At 51.0% G+C, this 17,556-nt stretch carries 14 protein-coding genes; 4 read left to right on the forward strand and 10 right to left on the reverse strand.

The window, feature by feature from the left end; genetic code table 11:
• The 10 genes from flgK to flgB all read right to left on the reverse strand — a co-directional run bounded on the left by flgK (position 1) and on the right by flgB (position 9,183).
• Positions 1 to 1,641 (reverse strand): flagellar hook-associated protein FlgK, encoded by a 1,641-nt coding sequence (gene flgK / locus X965_RS13580; RefSeq protein WP_004236830.1) that lies wholly within the window; start codon positions 1,639 to 1,641, stop codon positions 1 to 3.
• A 150-nt stretch (positions 1,642 to 1,791) separates the two neighbouring features.
• The gene (gene flgJ, locus X965_RS13585) at positions 1,792 to 2,769 is read right to left on the reverse strand and encodes a flagellar assembly peptidoglycan hydrolase FlgJ (RefSeq protein WP_015422626.1); all 978 of its coding nucleotides are present in this window, start codon (positions 2,767 to 2,769) and stop codon (positions 1,792 to 1,794) included.
• Entirely contained in the window at positions 2,769 to 3,875 is a 1,107-nt protein-coding gene (locus tag X965_RS13590) for a flagellar basal body P-ring protein FlgI (protein ID WP_004236832.1), read from the reverse strand. The genes flgJ and X965_RS13590 overlap by 1 nt, the downstream gene beginning before the upstream one ends.
• 17 nt (positions 3,876 to 3,892) lie before the next feature.
• Complete coding sequence (locus tag X965_RS13595) at positions 3,893 to 4,642, reverse strand: flagellar basal body L-ring protein FlgH (protein ID WP_004236833.1); 750 nt, start codon at positions 4,640 to 4,642, stop codon at positions 3,893 to 3,895.
• Positions 4,643 to 4,718: 76 nt separating this feature from the next.
• Positions 4,719 to 5,501, reverse strand: coding sequence for a flagellar basal-body rod protein FlgG (gene flgG, locus X965_RS13600; RefSeq protein ID WP_004236835.1), 783 nt, complete (start codon positions 5,499 to 5,501; stop codon positions 4,719 to 4,721).
• 19 nt (positions 5,502 to 5,520) lie between these two features.
• Positions 5,521 to 6,276: a flagellar basal body rod protein FlgF gene (locus X965_RS13605; protein WP_004236836.1), complete on the reverse strand. Its 756-nt coding sequence runs from the start codon at positions 6,274 to 6,276 to the stop codon at positions 5,521 to 5,523.
• 21 nt (positions 6,277 to 6,297) lie between these two features.
• Positions 6,298 to 7,509, reverse strand: coding sequence for a flagellar hook protein FlgE (flgE, locus tag X965_RS13610; protein ID WP_036418444.1), 1,212 nt, complete (start codon positions 7,507 to 7,509; stop codon positions 6,298 to 6,300).
• A gap of 29 nt (positions 7,510 to 7,538) precedes the next feature.
• Positions 7,539 to 8,345: a flagellar hook assembly protein FlgD gene (locus X965_RS13615; RefSeq protein ID WP_004236839.1), complete on the reverse strand. Its 807-nt coding sequence runs from the start codon at positions 8,343 to 8,345 to the stop codon at positions 7,539 to 7,541.
• Positions 8,346 to 8,356: 11 nt separating this feature from the next.
• The gene (gene flgC / locus X965_RS13620; RefSeq protein WP_004240027.1) at positions 8,357 to 8,761 is read right to left on the reverse strand and encodes a flagellar basal body rod protein FlgC; all 405 of its coding nucleotides are present in this window, start codon (positions 8,759 to 8,761) and stop codon (positions 8,357 to 8,359) included.
• A 5-nt stretch (positions 8,762 to 8,766) separates the two neighbouring features.
• Positions 8,767 to 9,183, reverse strand: coding sequence for a flagellar basal body rod protein FlgB (flgB, locus tag X965_RS13625; RefSeq protein ID WP_032098796.1), 417 nt, complete (start codon positions 9,181 to 9,183; stop codon positions 8,767 to 8,769).
• A gap of 175 nt (positions 9,184 to 9,358) precedes the next feature.
• On the opposite strand from flgB, the gene flgA reads away from it, so the two are divergent.
• The 4 genes from flgA to X965_RS13645 form a co-directional block, all read left to right on the forward strand.
• The gene (gene flgA / locus X965_RS13630; protein WP_004236843.1) at positions 9,359 to 10,015 is read left to right on the forward strand and encodes a flagellar basal body P-ring formation chaperone FlgA; all 657 of its coding nucleotides are present in this window, start codon (positions 9,359 to 9,361) and stop codon (positions 10,013 to 10,015) included.
• Positions 10,016 to 10,129: 114 nt separating this feature from the next.
• Positions 10,130 to 10,450 carry a flagellar biosynthesis anti-sigma factor FlgM gene (gene flgM / locus X965_RS13635; RefSeq protein ID WP_004240024.1) on the forward strand — a complete coding sequence of 107 codons (321 nt, stop codon included), beginning with the start codon at positions 10,130 to 10,132 and terminating at the stop codon, positions 10,448 to 10,450.
• Positions 10,443 to 10,883, forward strand: coding sequence for a flagella synthesis protein FlgN (locus X965_RS13640; protein WP_036418446.1), 441 nt, complete (start codon positions 10,443 to 10,445; stop codon positions 10,881 to 10,883). The genes flgM and X965_RS13640 overlap by 8 nt, the downstream gene beginning before the upstream one ends.
• A 457-nt stretch (positions 10,884 to 11,340) precedes the next feature.
• Positions 11,341 to 17,556 (forward strand): neuraminidase-like domain-containing protein (locus tag X965_RS13645; RefSeq protein WP_036418448.1); only part of this gene is annotated, 6,216 nt, incomplete at its 3' end.

Here is a 17,556-nt window from a genome sequence, read left to right on the forward strand (position 1 = left end):
TCAGAATGCACGCATCAGAACGTTGAATAACTCATCAACGGTCGACAGCACTTTGGCGTTGGCATTAAAGAACTGCTGCATTTTCTGCATCTGGACACTTTCTTCGTTGGTATTAACGCCGGAAATCCCCTGCTGCTGCTCATAGAAGCTGACCGTCAGTTTGTTCTGCACTTCGGAATCAATCTGTGCCTGGCTGGCTTTGCTGCCCACATCATTGACCAGTGATGCATAGAAATCGGACAGGGTTGATGTGCCGCCGACCAGTTTCTGATCCTGCAGTTTTACCAGCTCTTTGATATTTTCATTGTTGCTGGCACCACCGGTGCTGTCCGCTGCGGCGAAATCTGCCGCATTTGTCACCAGCGTGTTCAGACCACCGATCACATTATCCACCGGCTTGAGCAGGAATTTATCTCCGGCCTGTGCGGTATTGTTACTGATTTTGATGTCCATGCCTTCGAAACTTAAGGTGCCGGTCGCACCGTCAAAATTCGCGGTCACTGCGATACCTTCCGGCAGACGGGTCACATTCCAGTTGGTGCCGTCATAACTGACATCGTAGTTATTACCGGTGACTTTGGAGACATCGTTGTATTTGATATCAAAATCGGCTTTGCCTTTGTTGTGGGTATTGCTGACCACACTGCCGCTGCCGACCGCAAAGAAATCTTTGTCAGTCTTGCCGTTGGCATCATAGCCTTTGCGGTGAACTTCATTGAATTTTTCCGCAAAGACCAGCGCCATCTGGTTCAGCTTTTGTCTTGCCGGGTCAATAATTTCACGGCGGGAACGCAGAACACCGCTCAGCTCACCACCACGGATCTGGTCATCTTTGATTTCACGGACATTACCGGCAGAATCAACAAAACCGATGCTCAGACGGCTGTCATCCGCACCGGAAGCCACCGCTTCCAGACGGTTAGCACGTCCGCCGGTCACCAGCGGCAGGCCGTTGGCAAACGAGACGTTGAAGTTGCCGTTCTGCTCGATCACTTTGATGCCGATAACAGAATTAAGCTCATTCACCAGGCGGTCACGCACATCCAGCAAATCATTCGGCTCTGCACCGTTAACCGCACGGGAGTTGCTGATCTGCTCATTCAGTTTGGCAATTTTTTCCGCATAGGTATTGATATCTTTAACTTTATTATCAATCTGATGGTTAACATCGTTATCCATCTCACGCAGACGGCGGTCAGCTTCCTTCAGTTGGCTGACCATGGTTTTGGCTTTGCCGAGGAAGACATCCACCAGCGTTTTGTCACTGGCGTCACTCGCCGCTTCGTCCAGCGAGGTGAAGAAACTGCCCAGCATCCCGGCGAGATCATCCGTGCTGTTGGATAACAGGTCATCCACCCCGGAGGCATTTTTCATGAATGCTTCGTAGTCGCCGCTGCGGGAACGCGCGTTGTTATACTGCATATTGACGAATTCATCGAACTCACGGCGGACATGGCTGAAATAGGTGCCGTTGCCGAAATAGCCGTTGGTTGTCATTGTGCCCGGGTTTTCACCGAATACCGCGCTCTGGCGGTGATAATAACCCACCCCGGCGTTGGCCAGGTTGTTGGAAATAACACTCAGCCCGCCCTGGGCCGCGTTAATTCCGCTTAATGCGTTATTCATTACATTATTCAGCATGTGCTTTTCCTTTCTCTGGCGACTGCTTTCCCGGCGACTTACTGAAAATGCAGCGCAGATAGCATCCGTTTAAAATTATGTCTTACCTTGTTATCGGAAAGACGGCGTAAAAATTTAGTGTTAACTGCATTTTTTTACGCCGTGAATTTGTCAGAAAATGTCACTCAAATCGAGGGTGTACGCCTGTACAGCACGGGAAGCCACCGGTGCGGCGGCGGGTGTGCCACGGATTTGATTAATGAGGACAATCAGCTTGTCGGAATAGCCCGGGTCGGTGGCATATCCGGCCTTGTGCAGACGCTGTGCCGCCTGCTCCGGACTGGCCGCCTGTTTCACGCCGTGATAACGCGGATTTTCAGTCAGCAGACGGGTGTAATCGGCAATCGCCTCTTCATAAGAACCGTAAACACGGAAGTTATCACGCATTTTAATGGTCTTACCGTTGATAACCTCGGTGGTCATGATATTGGTGACCGGACCTTCCCAACCCTTACCGGCTTTGATACCAAACAGGTTGTGACTGGTTTTGCCGTCTGCGGTCAGAATTTCCCGCTTTCCCCAGCCGCTTTCCAGTGCCGCCTGTGCCAGGATCAGCAGATGATGCACACCACTTTTCTGTGATGCTGCTTTCGCCGGCTCTGTCAGTTTTGCAATGAAATTCTGACTGTTAAGCCCCAGTTCACGCACTTTTTTCAGCGGTGAACTCAGTGCATCCCCCGCAGAACTGAATTTCCGCATCAGCTGAGCCATTGCCTGCTGCGGCATGGACTGAATCACCGTGGCATCATCCAGCGCCATCATTGATGAACGCAGCGGCAAATCCGGTTCATTATCCGCAGAAAGCTGCTTAAACATCATATCGCCGAAGCCCAGCCCCTTTTCTGACAGGTTCTGGGCTATCTGCTGGTCATACATGCTGGTCAGCATCCGGGTCTGGTCGCTGGAGAACAATCCGTCCTGCGGCAGTGCGGCGCGCATGCTTTTGAGCATCATCTGAACAAAGGTCGCTTCCAGTTGCTGCGTCACCTGACGCAGCCCCTCCTGCGGTTTTTCATTCAGCTGCTGTTTCAGGCTGCCCAGCGACTGCACATCGTAGGCCGCACTCTGCATCAACTGTATGTCGCTCATCAGATGATCTCCAGCTTCGCCCGCAGACAACCGGCACTTTCCATCGCCTGCAGAATCGACATCAGGTCGGTCGGTGTGGCCCCTAATGTATTGAGCGCCTGAATAACCTGATTGAGATTCGCCCCGGCATTCACTTTTTTCAGTGTGCCGTCCTGCTCACGGATCCCGACATTGGTGTTGCGGGTCACGACGGTCTGACCACCGGCAAACGGCGTGTCCGGCTGACTGACCTGTGTCTGGCGCTCGACCGTCACCGCGAGGCTGCCGTGGGCAACCGCGCAACTGTCGAGCGTGACGGTCCGGTTAATCACGACAGAGCCGGTGCGGGAGTTCAGGATAACTTTGGCTTCATTCTGCGGCGGACGGATATTCAGATCCTGCACCCGTGCCAGGAAACGCACCTGGTCACTGCTGCTCTGCGGTACCCGTAACTGTACCGTGCGGGAATCCAGCGGTGTTGCGGTACCGAAACCGTTCATGCGGTTCACCGCGTCGCTGATATCCTGCGCCAGTGCAAAACTGTCTTCATTCAGCTGGAGATTAATCACGCCGCTCTGACCGAATCCGCCCGGCAGTTCACGCTCAATCGTCGCTCCGCCGCTGATACGGCCGCCGGCCAGCTGGTTCACTTTGACACTGCTGCCGCCGGCACTGACACCGGCACCGCCGACCAGGATATTACCCTGTGCCAGCGCATACACCTGACCATCCACGCCTTTAAGCGGCGTCATCAGCAGTGTGCCGCCGCGCAGGCTTTTGGCGTTACCCATTGAGGAAACGACCACGTCGATCGCCTGGCCGGAGCGGGCAAACGGCGGCATTTTGGCGGTGACCATCACCGCCGCCACGTTTTTCAGCTGCATATTGGTGCCCGGCGGTACAGTGATCCCCATCTGCGACAGCATGTTATTCAGGCTCTGCGTGGTAAACGGTGTCTGCATGGTCTGGTCACCGGTACCGTCGAGGCCGACAATCAGCCCGTAACCAATCAGCGCATTCTCACGCACGCCCTGTACGGTGGTCAGATCCTTAATCCGTTCACTGTGTGCGGGGAGACCCGCCAAACCTAAAACCGCAATCAGCAGGCCGGTCAGTACTTTTTTCATTCTCACTTTACCTCTGCTCAGTACGGTGACACATTCAGGAAGAAACGCTGTAACCAGCCCATATTCTGCGATTCATTGATATAGCCGTCGCCGACATACTCAATACGGGCATCCGCCACCTGAGTGGAGCTGACACTGTTATCCGCCCCGATGGTGCGCGGGTTGACCACACCGGAGAAACGGATAGATTCCGTACCCTGGTTAATGGCGATCCGTTTTTCACCCACCACATGCAGGTTACCGTTCGCCAGCAGCTGATCCACAGTGACCGTGATAGTGCCCTTAAAGGTGTTCTGGGCATTAGCGCCGCCTTTGCCGGTAAAATCGCTGTTACCTTTTACGTCCAGCTCCGTGTTGCTGCCGCCGAGCCAGCCCTGCATAAAGCCGGGCAGAATGGACGCAAGAAAGCCGGTTTTTCCGGCACGGTTGGCATTAGCGGAGGAATTTTTGCTGGCGCTGACGTTTTCCTGCAGATTGATGGTGAGGATATCGCCGACATTACGCGGACGTCTGTCCTCAAACAGCGGCTGGTAGCCATAGTAGGCAGGCTGCGCACTCTGAAAAATAGCACCGTTCGCGGCCGGGGCAGTCGGTGCGACCGGCAGCGCGGTGGTATGGGTATCCACCAGCGGTTTGGGTTTGATGTAAGCACAGCCGCTGAGTGATACGGCAAGCACTGCCGCTGTCACCAGTCCGCGCCCGCAAACAGAAGTGGCAGGAGAACTTGCGCAATCCTGCTGCCGTGGAACAATGCCGCTTTCAGTCATCTTAATACTCTTGCTGTTCTGTGCGTGTCTCAGTAAAAAAGCCCCGGCAGCGATAACCTCACCGCCGGGACGGGGATTACAGTTGTGTCAGACGCTGTAACATCTGGTCAGAGGCGGAAACGGCCTTACTGTTGATTTCATACGCGCGCTGCGTCTGGATCATATTGACCAGTTCTTCCGCCACGTTAACGTTAGAGGTTTCCACCATGCCCTGATACAGACGGCCTGCACCGTTGGTTTCAGGGGCACTTTCTGTCGGTGCGCCGGAGCTGGCGGTTTCCATATACAGGTTTTCGCCGATGCTCTCCAGACCTGCATCATTGATGAAGGTGGTCAGGGTGATTTGCCCGATTTGCTGCGGCTGGCTTTCGCCGTACATGGTGACAGAAACCGTACCGTCACGGCCGATTTCCATCTTCTGCGCCCCTTCCGGGATCATAATGGCCGGGACAATCTGATAACCGGATGAGGTCACCAGCTGACCGTTCTGATCAGGATGCAGTGAACCGTCGCGGGTATAGGCATCAGAACCGTCCGGCATCTGGACATGGATAAAACCCTGTCCGCTGATGGCGATATCAGTCGATGTGCCGGTTTTGTTCAGCGCACCCTGGGCATGAATACGGGTGGTTGCGACCGGACGTACACCTGTACCCAGCTGGAGACCGGTCGGCAGAGAGGTCTGCTCGGAACTCATGGCACCCGGCTGGCGGATGTTCTGGTAAAGCAGATCTTCAAACACCGCACGCTGGCGTTTAAAACCGTTGGTGCTGACGTTGGCCAGGTTGTTGGAAATAACATCCAGGTTCGTCTGCTGGGCTTCAAGCCCGGTTTTGGCAATCCATAATGAACGGATCATGATAATTCCTTACTGAATATTAACTCACCGCAAGCAGCTGATTGGCCCGCTGGGCATTCTCATCCGCGCTGTGAACCACTTTCATCTGCATCTCGAAATGACGCGCATTGGCAATCATTTCCACCATCGCCTGTGCCGGGTTGACGTTACTGCCTTCCAGCACACCGGACGATACTTTGCCGCGCTCACTCAGCGGCAGTTCATTGCCATTGGCATTACGCGCCGCAGCAGTGAGATGAAACAGCCCGTCCTCACCGCGCAGAACATCCTGCGGTTTCGCTTCCACCACTTTCAGACGGCCTATCTGTCCGAGCATGGTCGGCGGATCAGTCGGGATCAGCGCGGTGATAGTACCGTCACCGCCGATGGTCAGTTCCGCGTGCGGCGGCACATCAATCGCACCGCCGTCACCCTGCAGAAGGTGTTCACCCAGCATCAGCTGACCATCCGCCGAAACCTGAATGCTGCCGTTACGGGTATAAGCTTCTTCCCCGCCCGGCAATGCCACCGCCAGGAAATGGCCTTCATTAAGCGCCACATCCATCTGACGGCCGGTGTAGTTCAGCGGCCCCTGAGTCATATCCGCTCCGGGGGTCGAGGAGACCACCAGTGTCCGGGTCTGCTCTGTATCGCCGTTTACCGGTACTGCCCGCATGGCGGACAGCTGTGCCTTAAACCCGGATGTCGAGACGTTGGCAATGTTGTTCGAGACAATGGCCTGATTTTCCAGCGCATGCTTGGCGCCGCCCATTGCTGTATAAATGACGTGATCCATGGCCACCTTCTGTCTTTATGCTTAACGTAAGTTAACCAGCGTCTGCAGCATCTGATCCTGCGTTTTGATGGTCTGCGAGTTGGACTGATAGTTACGCTGCATCACAATCATGTTGATCAGTTCCTGGCTCATATCCACGTTGGAGGCTTCCACCGCGCCGCCGGTCAGGTTACCGAACTGTCCGGTACCCGGAACGCCGTCCATCGGGTTACCGGAGGCATTGGTGGCTTTCCAGACGTTACCGCCCTGGGATGCCAGGCCGTTATTGTTGGCAAACGCAGACAGTGCGATTTTGCCGACAGTCCGCTTCTGCTGGTTGGAATAGCTGGCGGTGATGGTGCCGTCATTCTCAATTTTGAAGCTGGTGTATTCACCGGACTGATAGCCGTCGATATCAATTTTGCTGACGGATGATTCGGTGACTTTCTGCTGACGGGTTTTATTGAAGCTCAGGTCAATTGTGCCGCCATCCGCACCGTTTAAGCCTTTATAAGTGAACTGAAAATCAGCGGTACCTTTCAGCTTGCCGTTGCCGTCAAATTCCATATCACCCAGGTCCTCAACAGCCGCTGTTTTATCGCTGCTGTCTTTGGCTTTGACACTCCATTTGTTGTCAGCGGTTTTGATAAAGTAAACCGCGACTTCATGGGTGTTACCCTGGCTGTCATAGGTGGTCATGGTGGTGCTGAAGTTGTAGGTATCCGGGTTGTCCGGATCAAACGCAGCGGTAATTGCCTTATCATCCGAGTTCAGGTTCATGGTTAATTCACCTTTGGCGGACGCTCTGGCATCCATCATATCGGTCGGGATATTCAGCGCCTGCGGAATGCCGCCCGTCTGGATAGTGGCGTTACCGGCAGCATCCTGACCCGCCGGGAAACCGGTGACCATCATGCCCTGGTTGTTGACCAGGTTACCGCTCTTGTCACGGTGAAATTCACCGTCACGGCTGTAAACCACATCACCGTTACCATCCAGCAGACGGAAGAAACCGTTACCGGAAATCGCCACATCAGTAGCGCGGTCAGTACGGGTGATAGCACCGTCTTTGAAGTTCTGGGAAACCGCCGCAACGTTAACCCCGAGACCGACACCGGAACCGGCAAACATATCAGCAAAAGAAGCATGTGCCCCTTTAAAGCCGTTGGTTGCGGAGTTGGCAATGTTGTTACCGATCGAATCAAGACCGGATGAAGCGGCGTTCAGGCCGCTGACTGCTTGTGAAAAAGACATGTCACCTCCATGACAATTGGGTTTGCTTATTAATTTGACGGATACACTTTAAAGATTTCAGACAGCAGCACGCTGTTGCCTATGCCCACATCCAGCAGCGGTGCATCCGCTCCCGGTGTCACGCCATTCACTTTCGCGTATTTCAGTCTGACGACGCCGCTTTTCGGGATCTCTTCACCCTTCATGGTGGCTTTTACCTCAAAGGTGTATTTCCCTTTGGTATCGGCAACCAGATCACCGTTGTCATTGCGGCCGTCCCAGGTCTTGTCGTAGATATCCGGTTTGGTTTCACCGTCAATCGTGATGGTTCTGACAATTCCTTTATTTCTGTCGCGGATGGTTATCTCAATTTTGTCCGCCGGTTTGGCGAGGAAGAAACCGAACGGCGAGGATTCAAATCCGCTGCCGCTGCTGTCATCACCACCGTTATCATCCGCAAACGGCGCAATTGATGTGTCATCACCCGGCGGCGGGTTATCGGCTTTCACACGGGTGGTGCCGTCACCGGTTGGTACCAGGACCAGGTCGCTGCCCGGGATCAGGACATTTTTCCCGACCAGTTGTGTTGCCTGTAATGACTGTCCGGAGTTAATTTGTTTTGAAATACCGCTGACACTGTCATTCAGGCTGTTCATGCTTTCCAGGGTGGCGATTTGCGCCAGCTGACTGGTCAGATCCGTGTTATCCATCGGTTTGGTCGGATCCTGGTTCTGCATCTGCGTGACGATCATTTTCAGAAAGGTGTCCCGCATATCGTCACTCTGACTTTTTTGCGGCTTTTTCTGCGCATCAATGTCGTTATTGACCGGATCATTGGTTGCTGCATTAATCCCCATGACTCACTCCGTTACTGTCCGAGGGTTAAGGTTTTCTGCAACAGCACTTTGGCTGTGTTCATCACTTCCAGGTTTGCCTGATAACTGCGGGAGGCGGAAATGGTGTTAATCATTTCACCCACAGTGTCCACATTCGGCATCCGCACATAGCCCTTTTCATCCGCCAGCGGATGACCGGGTTTGTACTCCAGACGCGGCGGAGCCGGGTCTTCAATCAACTGGCTGACTTTCACGCCGCCGATGTCATAGCGCCCCTGCGGCGCGGTCTGAAACATTACCTGTTTCGCGCGGTACGGTTCGCCATCCGGCCCTGCCACACTTTCGGCGTTCGCCATGTTACTGGCGCTGACGTTCAGACGCTGGGACTGCGCGGTCAGTGCGGAGGCGGAAATATCAAAAATACTCAGTAGTGCCATCAGAATTACCCTTGCTGTAAGACGGCCAGCATGCTTTTCACGCGGCTGTTAATAAAGGTCAGGTCAGCCTGATATTTCAGGGTGTTATCAGCAAACTGACTGCGTTCAACATCCATATCCACGGTATTGCCGTCCATCGATGTCTGATACGGCACCCGGTATTTCAGATCAACCGCTGACGGTGTTGCGGCACCGTGTCCGCTGATATGACCTTTCGCGGTCACTGCCATCGCCAGACCGCCGTTCTTCACCGTGCCGTTATTCATCGCCTGTTTCAGCTGGCGGCTGAAATCGATATCCCGTGCCTGATACCCGGGGGTATCCGCATTGGCAATATTGGATGCCAGGATTGTCTGACGCGTTTCCCGCAGCGAAAGAGCCTGCTGCTGAAATGCAAACGTGGCATTTAACTTATCAAGCATGTCTGCCCTCTGTTGATGTGTTACGCCTGTTTTAGTGACAGGTATATTATCCGTCCCGTGAAAATCTAATGGCAGGATAAACGCGAAATAACCAACCTATTTACCGGATTCAACAGTGAGGAAATTGCGTAAACTGCGACCATCAGAAATAATCCCGTTTGTGAAGGAGAAGAGAATGACACCCCGTTACCGCACCCTGTTTATCAGCGGATTACTGGTGTTTTCCGCCTCCGCACAGGCCGGGTTACCGGAAGAGATCAATCATTACTTCCGGCAGCTGCACCCGAAACCCATGCAGGTATCTGTCGAAATAAAAACCCCGATCGACCGCTGGCCCGCCTGTAAAGATCCCGTACTGCAACTGCCTGCGGGCGGACGTAACACCGGCAATATTTCACTGCCGGTGTTATGCGGGAAAAAACGCACTTTTATGCAGCTGACAGTCAATGTCACCGGTCAGTATTACGTGGCAACCCGTCAGATTCAGCGCGGTGAGACTGTTCAGCTTGTGGATATCGGCACAAAACGCGGTTTACTTCACAAATTGCCTGCGGGCGCGGTTACCGATAAAATAGCCCTCCGCGGTGCCATTGCCCTGCGCAATATTGATGCCGGGCAGACCTATGTCGCCTCCATGACCCGCAAACCCTGGGCAATAAAAGCCGGACAAAGCGTTTTTGTCATGGCGGATGGTGATAATTTCTCGGTAAAATATGAAGGCCGTGCCATTAATAATGCCGCCGCCGGAACTACTATCCGGGTCCGGCTGGTGAATGGTCAGGTGGTCAGCGGTGAAGCCCTTGAAAACGGCAGCGTGAAAGTATCACTGTAGTTATATGCTGCGTGATGAATTTAGTTATAAAGTTTCAGATAAGATTGCCGATAAACAATGAGCACAAGGGAGGCGCCCCTCCATCTCATACAGATCGGGAAAAGGAAAACAGATATGGCAATTGAGCAAACATCCGCGATTTCAGCACTGACAAAAGTGACTAACCGCGACCCGAAAGAGCTGACCGCGCCGGTGCGCGATAAAAAAGTTCAGGCCGAAGAGACTGTCCGCGAAAGCGCATTTTCGCCGAGTGAACTTCAGAAGCAGCTGCTTGCGCCGGGTAAAAACGACATTAATACTGCACGGGTGGCAGAAATTAAACAGGCGCTGAAAGACGGCACATTACGGATGGATGCCGGTAAAATCGCTGACGGTCTGCTGCGTGATGCGCATGAGTGCATGTTATCCATGGACAGCGCCGATAAAAATGACTGATCAACTTCTGCCGCTGCTGGATCAACAACTCTCTCATTTACAGTCACTGCATCAGGTGATGAAAAATGAAGAGTTGTTACTCGGCTACCCGCGTGTTCCGCAGTCTCCGTTTCAGGAAGCCACGGAACAGAAACGGTTTCTGGTTGCCGCTATCGGCCATAATGAAACCCGCCGCCAGGCACTTGAGCAGGAAGCCGGGCTCTGTGCACCTTATGACAATAATGAAACCATGCACACTGTCTGGAATGCGATTAAAGATCTGACCCTGACACTGAAAGAGATGAATTACCGCAATCATCAGATGCTGAAACTGCATATGCAGTTTAATCAGGAGCGGCTGGATTTTATGAAAAAACATAATAACCAGACGACTTACGGCGCTGACGGCCAGGAATCCCGCACACCGGCACTCGGTAAAAAAATCTCCGTCTGATAATTAACTGCCTTTCCCCGGCAGTTAATTATTTTAATATTCTCTGTCCCTTATCTTTATTACCGTTCTCACTTCTGTTTTCTGATTAATATTGTATCCCCCTTTACGCTCATATTATTGACTGCCGCCCGGCGGCATCCTGAATAACATCAGATATACAGCCATTCCTATATGAAAATATAAATTCATAATTCAAATCTATTATTACCCCATGGAAAATAAAATCATTTCTGCTTTAAAAATCAAATAAATAAATAAAACACCACAAAGTCAGCACATCATGCTAATCGTTCTGATTGACTATCCTCATTCCAAAACTGACACTCGACCTCAGTGACATATTCCGACAATTCCATTGTTTGCAAAGCATAACATCAGTTAACAATAAATTTACGGAGTACTGAAAGGTACATTTCTGTGTCATTAACTAAATTTCATATTTATAAGGCTATTGTCGATGGATAAAATAACCCGAATTCTCGAAAAGCTGAATCAGCAACGCAGTGGTGAAACAGTGACACTGGCAGATTTTATGCCGATGTCCCTTGCCGAAGTCCGCAGCCTGGCGGGCAGCCGTTTGTCCCGTGAAGAAGCGCAACTACTTCACCGCGCGGCAATCAAAGAACAGCAGAACAACATTCTGTATACTGCCCGTGCGCTGACCCGCGCCAACCCGCTGCTGAAAAAAGAGATGGGCGCTGCCCGCACTTACGGCGCGACGCCGTACGGCTATAACGACATTATCATGCCGCGTGCCGATGAGTTTGCCGCACCCGGCGCGGTCTCTTCCATGTTCTCCCCGGCCGGCTATCTGACTGAGTTGTACCGCGAAGCCCGTGGCCTGCATCAGAAAGACAGTGTCAATAATCTGGACAAACGCCGTCCTGACCTGGCTAAGCTGGTGTTATCTCAGGAAAATCTGGATAAAGAGATTTCCACCCTGTCACTGGCTAATGAGCAACTGGAAACGGCGCTGATGGCGCAAGCCGGTCAGACAGACAAAAACAAATATTATGAAACCCTGGCGACCTCCCGCCGCAGTGGTGTAACCCCGTATAACGCGCCGTTTGAGGGGATCCGTAACGCCCTGGCACAACAGAATTTTGTTCTGCCGGACCATGTGCTGAGTAAAGGTGCGGAATCCGCCGCACAGATGGCGTTATACGCCGGTATCTCACCGGAACTGTATGCTATTCTGACAGAAAAGACAGACGGATTAAGTGAAGCAGCAACCGAAGCGCTGCTGAAGAAAAACTTCCCGGGCGTCAATACTGACAGCCTGATGAACCTTGATGCGCTGGCAAATTATTACGGGCTGCCGAGGGATGAGATTCAGGCGTTACCGAGAATGGATTTTAGTAACAAACCCGATTTATCCGGTATTCCGTACGGCTCATCACTGAAAGATACACGCAATCTGTACGGAAAAAATAAAATACAGAAAATAAAAGCAAAGGACGCGGGCAATGATATTGTTTATACATTAACCCACACCGAGCTGAAAAATGAAAATTCAGACAAAGCAAATTTCGAATATATTGACCTTATTCCGCTGGATGACAACCAATTTTGTATTAATTTTAGTCTACGTTATTTACACAACGATGCTCACGAAATACGTATCGGAATCCAGACATCAACATCGAGTTATCCGAACGATCTTTATTCCGATAGTACAGTGAAAATTGAGAAAGGAAAACACTACAGCATCCCGGTAACAATTCCTGCCGCCAAAGTAACACCAGAAATCACCATTTCGGTTTCCACCACTGTTATTGGCACTCGCTGGTATGGAAACAGCACCTTTGCTATAATTAAAACATACGCTTCTCCTTTATCACTACTCCTTCTCAACAAAATCCTGCGCCTGGCCAAAGCCGCCGGTATAACCCCGCCGGAAACCCAGCGTGCATTAACCCGTCTGAAACTGAAAGACACCGATTCAGACGCAACCGTACTGCACCGCTTCTGTGAATTTCTGCTCTACCGTAAACGTTACAATATCAGCAGCGATGATGCTTTAATTCTGAGCGGTGCCACTATCAGCACTGTCAGTTATGACGGGCAGCTCAGCCAGTTTGACCGGATGTTTAATAATCCGCCGCTTAATGGTGAGGTTTATTCGCTGGGGGGGGGAAAGGTTAATACGGCAAGAAACAGTGAAGATAAACGTTTACCTTACCTGCTCAGAGCATTAGAGACAGATCGAAGTGAAATAAATGATATACGCTGGCTGGTTAATGCCAGTAACACGGAGATAGAAAATACTCTCCGGCGAATCAGTGAAATGTATTTAGTCAAATTACTTGCTGATCTTTGCGGTATCACCGTTTCCCGGTTGTCTTTTTTACATGGAATGTACGATCATAAGATGCTTATTAAGAATCTTGACGACCCTGAGCGTCGGGGTATTATTAATTTCCTGTGGCAGACTACTGGTTGGCTGAGCAAGCAGGATATCTCCGCTGACACACTCTCTCTGCTGACATATTTATCAGCACCAAATCAGCCAACAGACGAAATGAACACGCTGCTCGATGCTCTGCGCAACGCCGGTATTGACAATAAAAATACAGATACACTTCGCGCCACTATGGCTCCGGTGATCGCCGGTACTATGCAATTAGAAAATCCTGAACAAGGGGAAGCCGTGCTGCACTGGCTGGATAATAACCATCCGGATAAAGTGCCGCTGACCCGTGATTTCTGGGTTATGCTGATCAATAATAAAACTCCGGATTTACAGGCAAAATGGTGCCAGGCTCTGGCACAACGGGTGTTAGTTATCCGGACACTGTCACTCAGTGGTGCTGAACTCCGGATACTGTCAACAGGCGCCCCCGTCAGTACCGTAAAAGAGCTGCGTGAAATCAGTGAGTTCCATCGTCTGGCCAACCGCTGTGGTAACAACGTCGGTAACGTACTGGAAAAGCTGAATAAAAGGGCTCTTAGCGTTTCGGATCTGGAATCCTGTGCCAACATTCCTTATACGATTATTCTTGGTGCACTGGGTATTGATCTTAACACCTACATCACTACCTGGAAGCAACTGGCGAAATTACCGGCCTGTATTGATATGGCTGATACCCTCCATATTCTGCCGGAAGAATTTACCAGCCTCTTCACCATCACCGAAAAAACGACCCCGACCTACAGCGAACTGACTACCGTCGCCGGAAAATTACAGGCCGGACTGAACGAACAGCAGACAAAACAACTGCAGGATCAGTCTGAGCCGCGCCTCAGTGAAGCCCTCAGCGGAGAGTACCGCTCTCTGGTTATGGGTAAACCGCTGGCAAACCGTGATGATATCTGGCGTACACTGCTGATTGACGGCAAAGTCAGTGCTGAAATCACCACCACACCGCTGGCGGATGCGATTGCCGGTATTCAGCTTTATATCAACCGCACTGTTGCCGGTGATGAGCCGGGGGCAGACAGTGCTGTGCTTGAGCGTCAGTTCTTTAAAGACTGGGATACCTATAATAAGCGCTACAGCACCTGGGCGGGTGTGTCTCAGCTGGTGTATTACCCGGAAAACTATATTGACCCGACTATCCGCATTGGTCAGACCGAGATGATGAACACCATGCTGGAGCAGCTTTCTCAGAGCGAGCTTAACAACGACACCCTGGAAGATGGCTTCCGCCAGTATCTCACCGCCTTTGAACAGGTCGCTAACCTGAAAGTGGTCAGCGGTTATCATGATGCGGTTGATATTGATGAAGGTAATACCTGGTTTATCGGTACCAGCCAGACTGAGCCGAAAAAATATTACTGGCGTAAGACGGATCACAGCAAATGTCAGAACGGTCATTTTGCTGCCAATGCCTGGAGTGACTGGAAAGAAATAACCTGTGCTATTAATCCGTATCAGGATATGGTGCGTCCGGTGATTTTCCGTTCACGTCTTTATCTGTTATGGGTTGAAAAACAAGTACGGAAAGATGACGACGGTAAAAAGGAGATTTCGTCTTTTACCCTGAAACTGACGCATATTAAATATGACGGCAGTTGGGCATCACCGTTCAGTTATGATGTGACCAAATCGTTCGAAAATACATTATCCGGCGATCATGGCATAGGATTACTCTGTACAGAAAACAGCGAAGACGAAACGCTGACTGTTGCCTGTTACACAAAACAGGAAAAATATAATTTTACCAACGAAACTATAGATAATGTTCCGCCGACAAAAAATAATACATATTTTGGTCTGCAAGTTACCACGGATATGACTGTCTCACCTGCAAATAATATCAATGAATTACTGCATGTCGCCACAAATCAGCTTGATCGTCCTGGTGTCCTGAATGTGATCAGCAGAATAGCCGGTAAATATGTCTCAACAATAATACCACAGGAGCAGACCGATAATAAACAGGTTACTATTGAACTCACTGAGAAATATAATAAACTCATTTCCGGAGGAAATGAGAAATACGTTGAATTAGCCGCTGATATAACACTAAGTTTCATACCAGCAGAAATCCCTGCACCTCTGCGATCCCACTTTTATTATCAGTTTAACCTGGGGAAAACGTATACTGACCGTGCTAAAAAAATTAGTTACGAGTCAAAAGACCCCCTTTTCCCCGAAGGGGTCTGCACCCTTCACAAAACCGACACCATCTATTCTAACGGTTCACGCTACACTCTCTATCTTCTGAGTGTCCCTGCCGGAGGGGATATTTCATCTGTCCGTAATAATCTGAATCTTTTTAAACAGACAGAATCAAACGGTTCAGATTACTTAGGTGTATTATCATGGGTAAGCAGTGATGAAAATTACCATTATTTTTTTATGGTTACGGAGACACTATCTGACCTGTATGCACCTATAAAATATACAATAAGAAATAACATTAACAAAAAAATATATGCCTTGATTACAACCGGGGGATGGGAAACTTACCTGAACAGCGGGAAATATATCAATGACTTAAATATGTCATTTTTACATGATACTACTATGGTTGAAACTCTTAACGAACCCACTGTCAATATCGAAACATCAGCTACCACCAATGCCATTGTAATTACCTATTTAGTTCCGATTACGGGTATAAAGGTGACCAAATATGTTGAAAAAAGTAAACTGGATTTAACGCTCAGGATTAACTACAAAAATCGAATTTGTTCAGGAGTACGGAATTACTCTCTGCATTATGAAGAGCCTATAGCCGACACCCGTACCATATCGCTGCACACCACCGAAGACGGTGCGCAATACATGGAGTGGGGTGCTTACCGTACCCGCCTGAATACCCTGTTTGCCCGCCAGTTAATTGAGCGTGCCAACCGCGGAATTGAGGCTATACTGTCACCGGAAACCCAAAATCTGCGTGAATCCAAGCTGGGCAAAGGGAGCTATGTCACACTGACACTCAAACCTTATGATTCAGAGATTCATGGCAGTGACCGGAAATTTATGATTTATTGTTACTCTTATATGACCATCGGCATAACTGCGATTTACCGTGGCGAACTCAGTGTTGACGCCAATACAGAGATAACACTTTTTATTCCGGTAGCCGATAAAAATACGGAATTTAATGATAGAATCATCCTTTCTCCGCTATACCAAAAACCACTACCTGAAAAAATTCGAGACATTTTTTTGCACCGTGTCGGGGAGAATAACGAAAATCCGCACGGCTGGACACTGGATAAAAGCTACAACAACGGCACCTTCCCCGGCCTTGAATCGGTATCCGGCCTGTCACAACCCGATGAACCGATGGACTTCAGCGGCGCCAATGCCCTCTATTTCTGGGAGCTGTTCTATTACACCCCGATGATGGTGGCCATGCGTCTGTTACAGGAGCAGAACTTTACCGAAGCCAACCGCTGGTTAAGCTATATCTGGCGCCCTGCCGCCAGCGGTGCCGGTGACTGGCGCGTGCGTCCGCTGAAAGAGGATACCTCCTGGAACGCCGATCCGCTGGATTCGGTTGACCCGGATGCTGTCGCCCAGAATGACCCGATGCACTATAAAGTCAGCACGCTGATGAAACTACTCGATCTGCTGATTGCCCGTGGTGACAGCGCTTACCGCATGTTGGAGCGTGATACCCTCAATGAAGCGAAAATGTGGTATATGCAGGCACTGGGGCTGCTGGGCGATAAACCACTGACAGCCATCAGTAGTGCCTGGAGTAACCCGGCACTGAGTAATGCGGCAGATAAAACTCAGGCAAAACAGTTCCATGACGAAATCAGCCGTATCCGCAGCGGCGGCCTCCTGCCGGAGGTCCGTACTGCCAATACCCTGACCGGGCTGTTCCTGCCGCAGCAGAACGAAAAACTGCTCGGCTACTGGCAGACCCTGGAAATGCGCCTGTTTAATCTGCGTAATAATCTCTCCATTGATGGCCAGCCGTTATCGCTGCCGGTCTTTGCCGCGCCGGCTGACCCGGCCGCACTGCTCAGTGCCGCAGCCGCAGCCTCCGGTGGCAGCAAAGCCTTACCGTCTGCCGCCATCCCGGCGATGCGCTTCCCGCAGGCGCTGGACAGTGCGCGTTCACTGACCGGGCAGCTGATGCAGTTCGGTTCCTCGCTCCAGGGACTGATTGAGCGCCGGGATGCGGAAGCGATGAGTGAACTGCTGCAAAACCAGGCCGGTGAGCTGATGCTCTCTTCCCTGCGTATGCAGGAACAGTCACTCACCGAG

It is taken from the genome of Morganella sp. EGD-HP17, from assembly GCF_000512315.2.
GTDB lineage: Bacteria > Pseudomonadota > Gammaproteobacteria > Enterobacterales > Enterobacteriaceae > Morganella > Morganella morganii.

Bases quoted from the DNA above. Each gene is read 5' to 3' on its own strand.
- flgK (WP_004236830.1), bottom strand. From the start codon at position 1,641: ATGCTGAATAATGTAATGAATAACGCATTAAGCGGAATTAACGCGGCC.
- flgJ (WP_015422626.1), bottom strand. From the start codon at position 2,769: ATGAGCGACATACAGTTGATGCAGAGTGCGGCCTACGATGTGCAGTCG.
- X965_RS13590 (WP_004236832.1), bottom strand. From the start codon at position 3,875: ATGAAAAAAGTACTGACCGGCCTGCTGATTGCGGTTTTAGGTTTGGCG.
- X965_RS13595 (WP_004236833.1), bottom strand. From the start codon at position 4,642: ATGACTGAAAGCGGCATTGTTCCACGGCAGCAGGATTGCGCAAGTTCT.
- flgG (WP_004236835.1), bottom strand. From the start codon at position 5,501: ATGATCCGTTCATTATGGATTGCCAAAACCGGGCTTGAAGCCCAGCAG.
- X965_RS13605 (WP_004236836.1), bottom strand. From the start codon at position 6,276: ATGGATCACGTCATTTATACAGCAATGGGCGGCGCCAAGCATGCGCTG.
- flgE (WP_036418444.1), bottom strand. From the start codon at position 7,509: ATGTCTTTTTCACAAGCAGTCAGCGGCCTGAACGCCGCTTCATCCGGT.
- X965_RS13615 (WP_004236839.1), bottom strand. From the start codon at position 8,345: ATGGGGATTAATGCAGCAACCAATGATCCGGTCAATAACGACATTGAT.
- flgC (WP_004240027.1), bottom strand. From the start codon at position 8,761: ATGGCACTACTGAGTATTTTTGATATTTCCGCCTCCGCACTGACCGCG.
- flgB (WP_032098796.1), bottom strand. From the start codon at position 9,183: ATGCTTGATAAGTTAAATGCCACGTTTGCATTTCAGCAGCAGGCTCTT.
- flgA (WP_004236843.1), top strand. From the start codon at position 9,359: ATGACACCCCGTTACCGCACCCTGTTTATCAGCGGATTACTGGTGTTT.
- flgM (WP_004240024.1), top strand. From the start codon at position 10,130: ATGGCAATTGAGCAAACATCCGCGATTTCAGCACTGACAAAAGTGACT.
- X965_RS13640 (WP_036418446.1), top strand. From the start codon at position 10,443: ATGACTGATCAACTTCTGCCGCTGCTGGATCAACAACTCTCTCATTTA.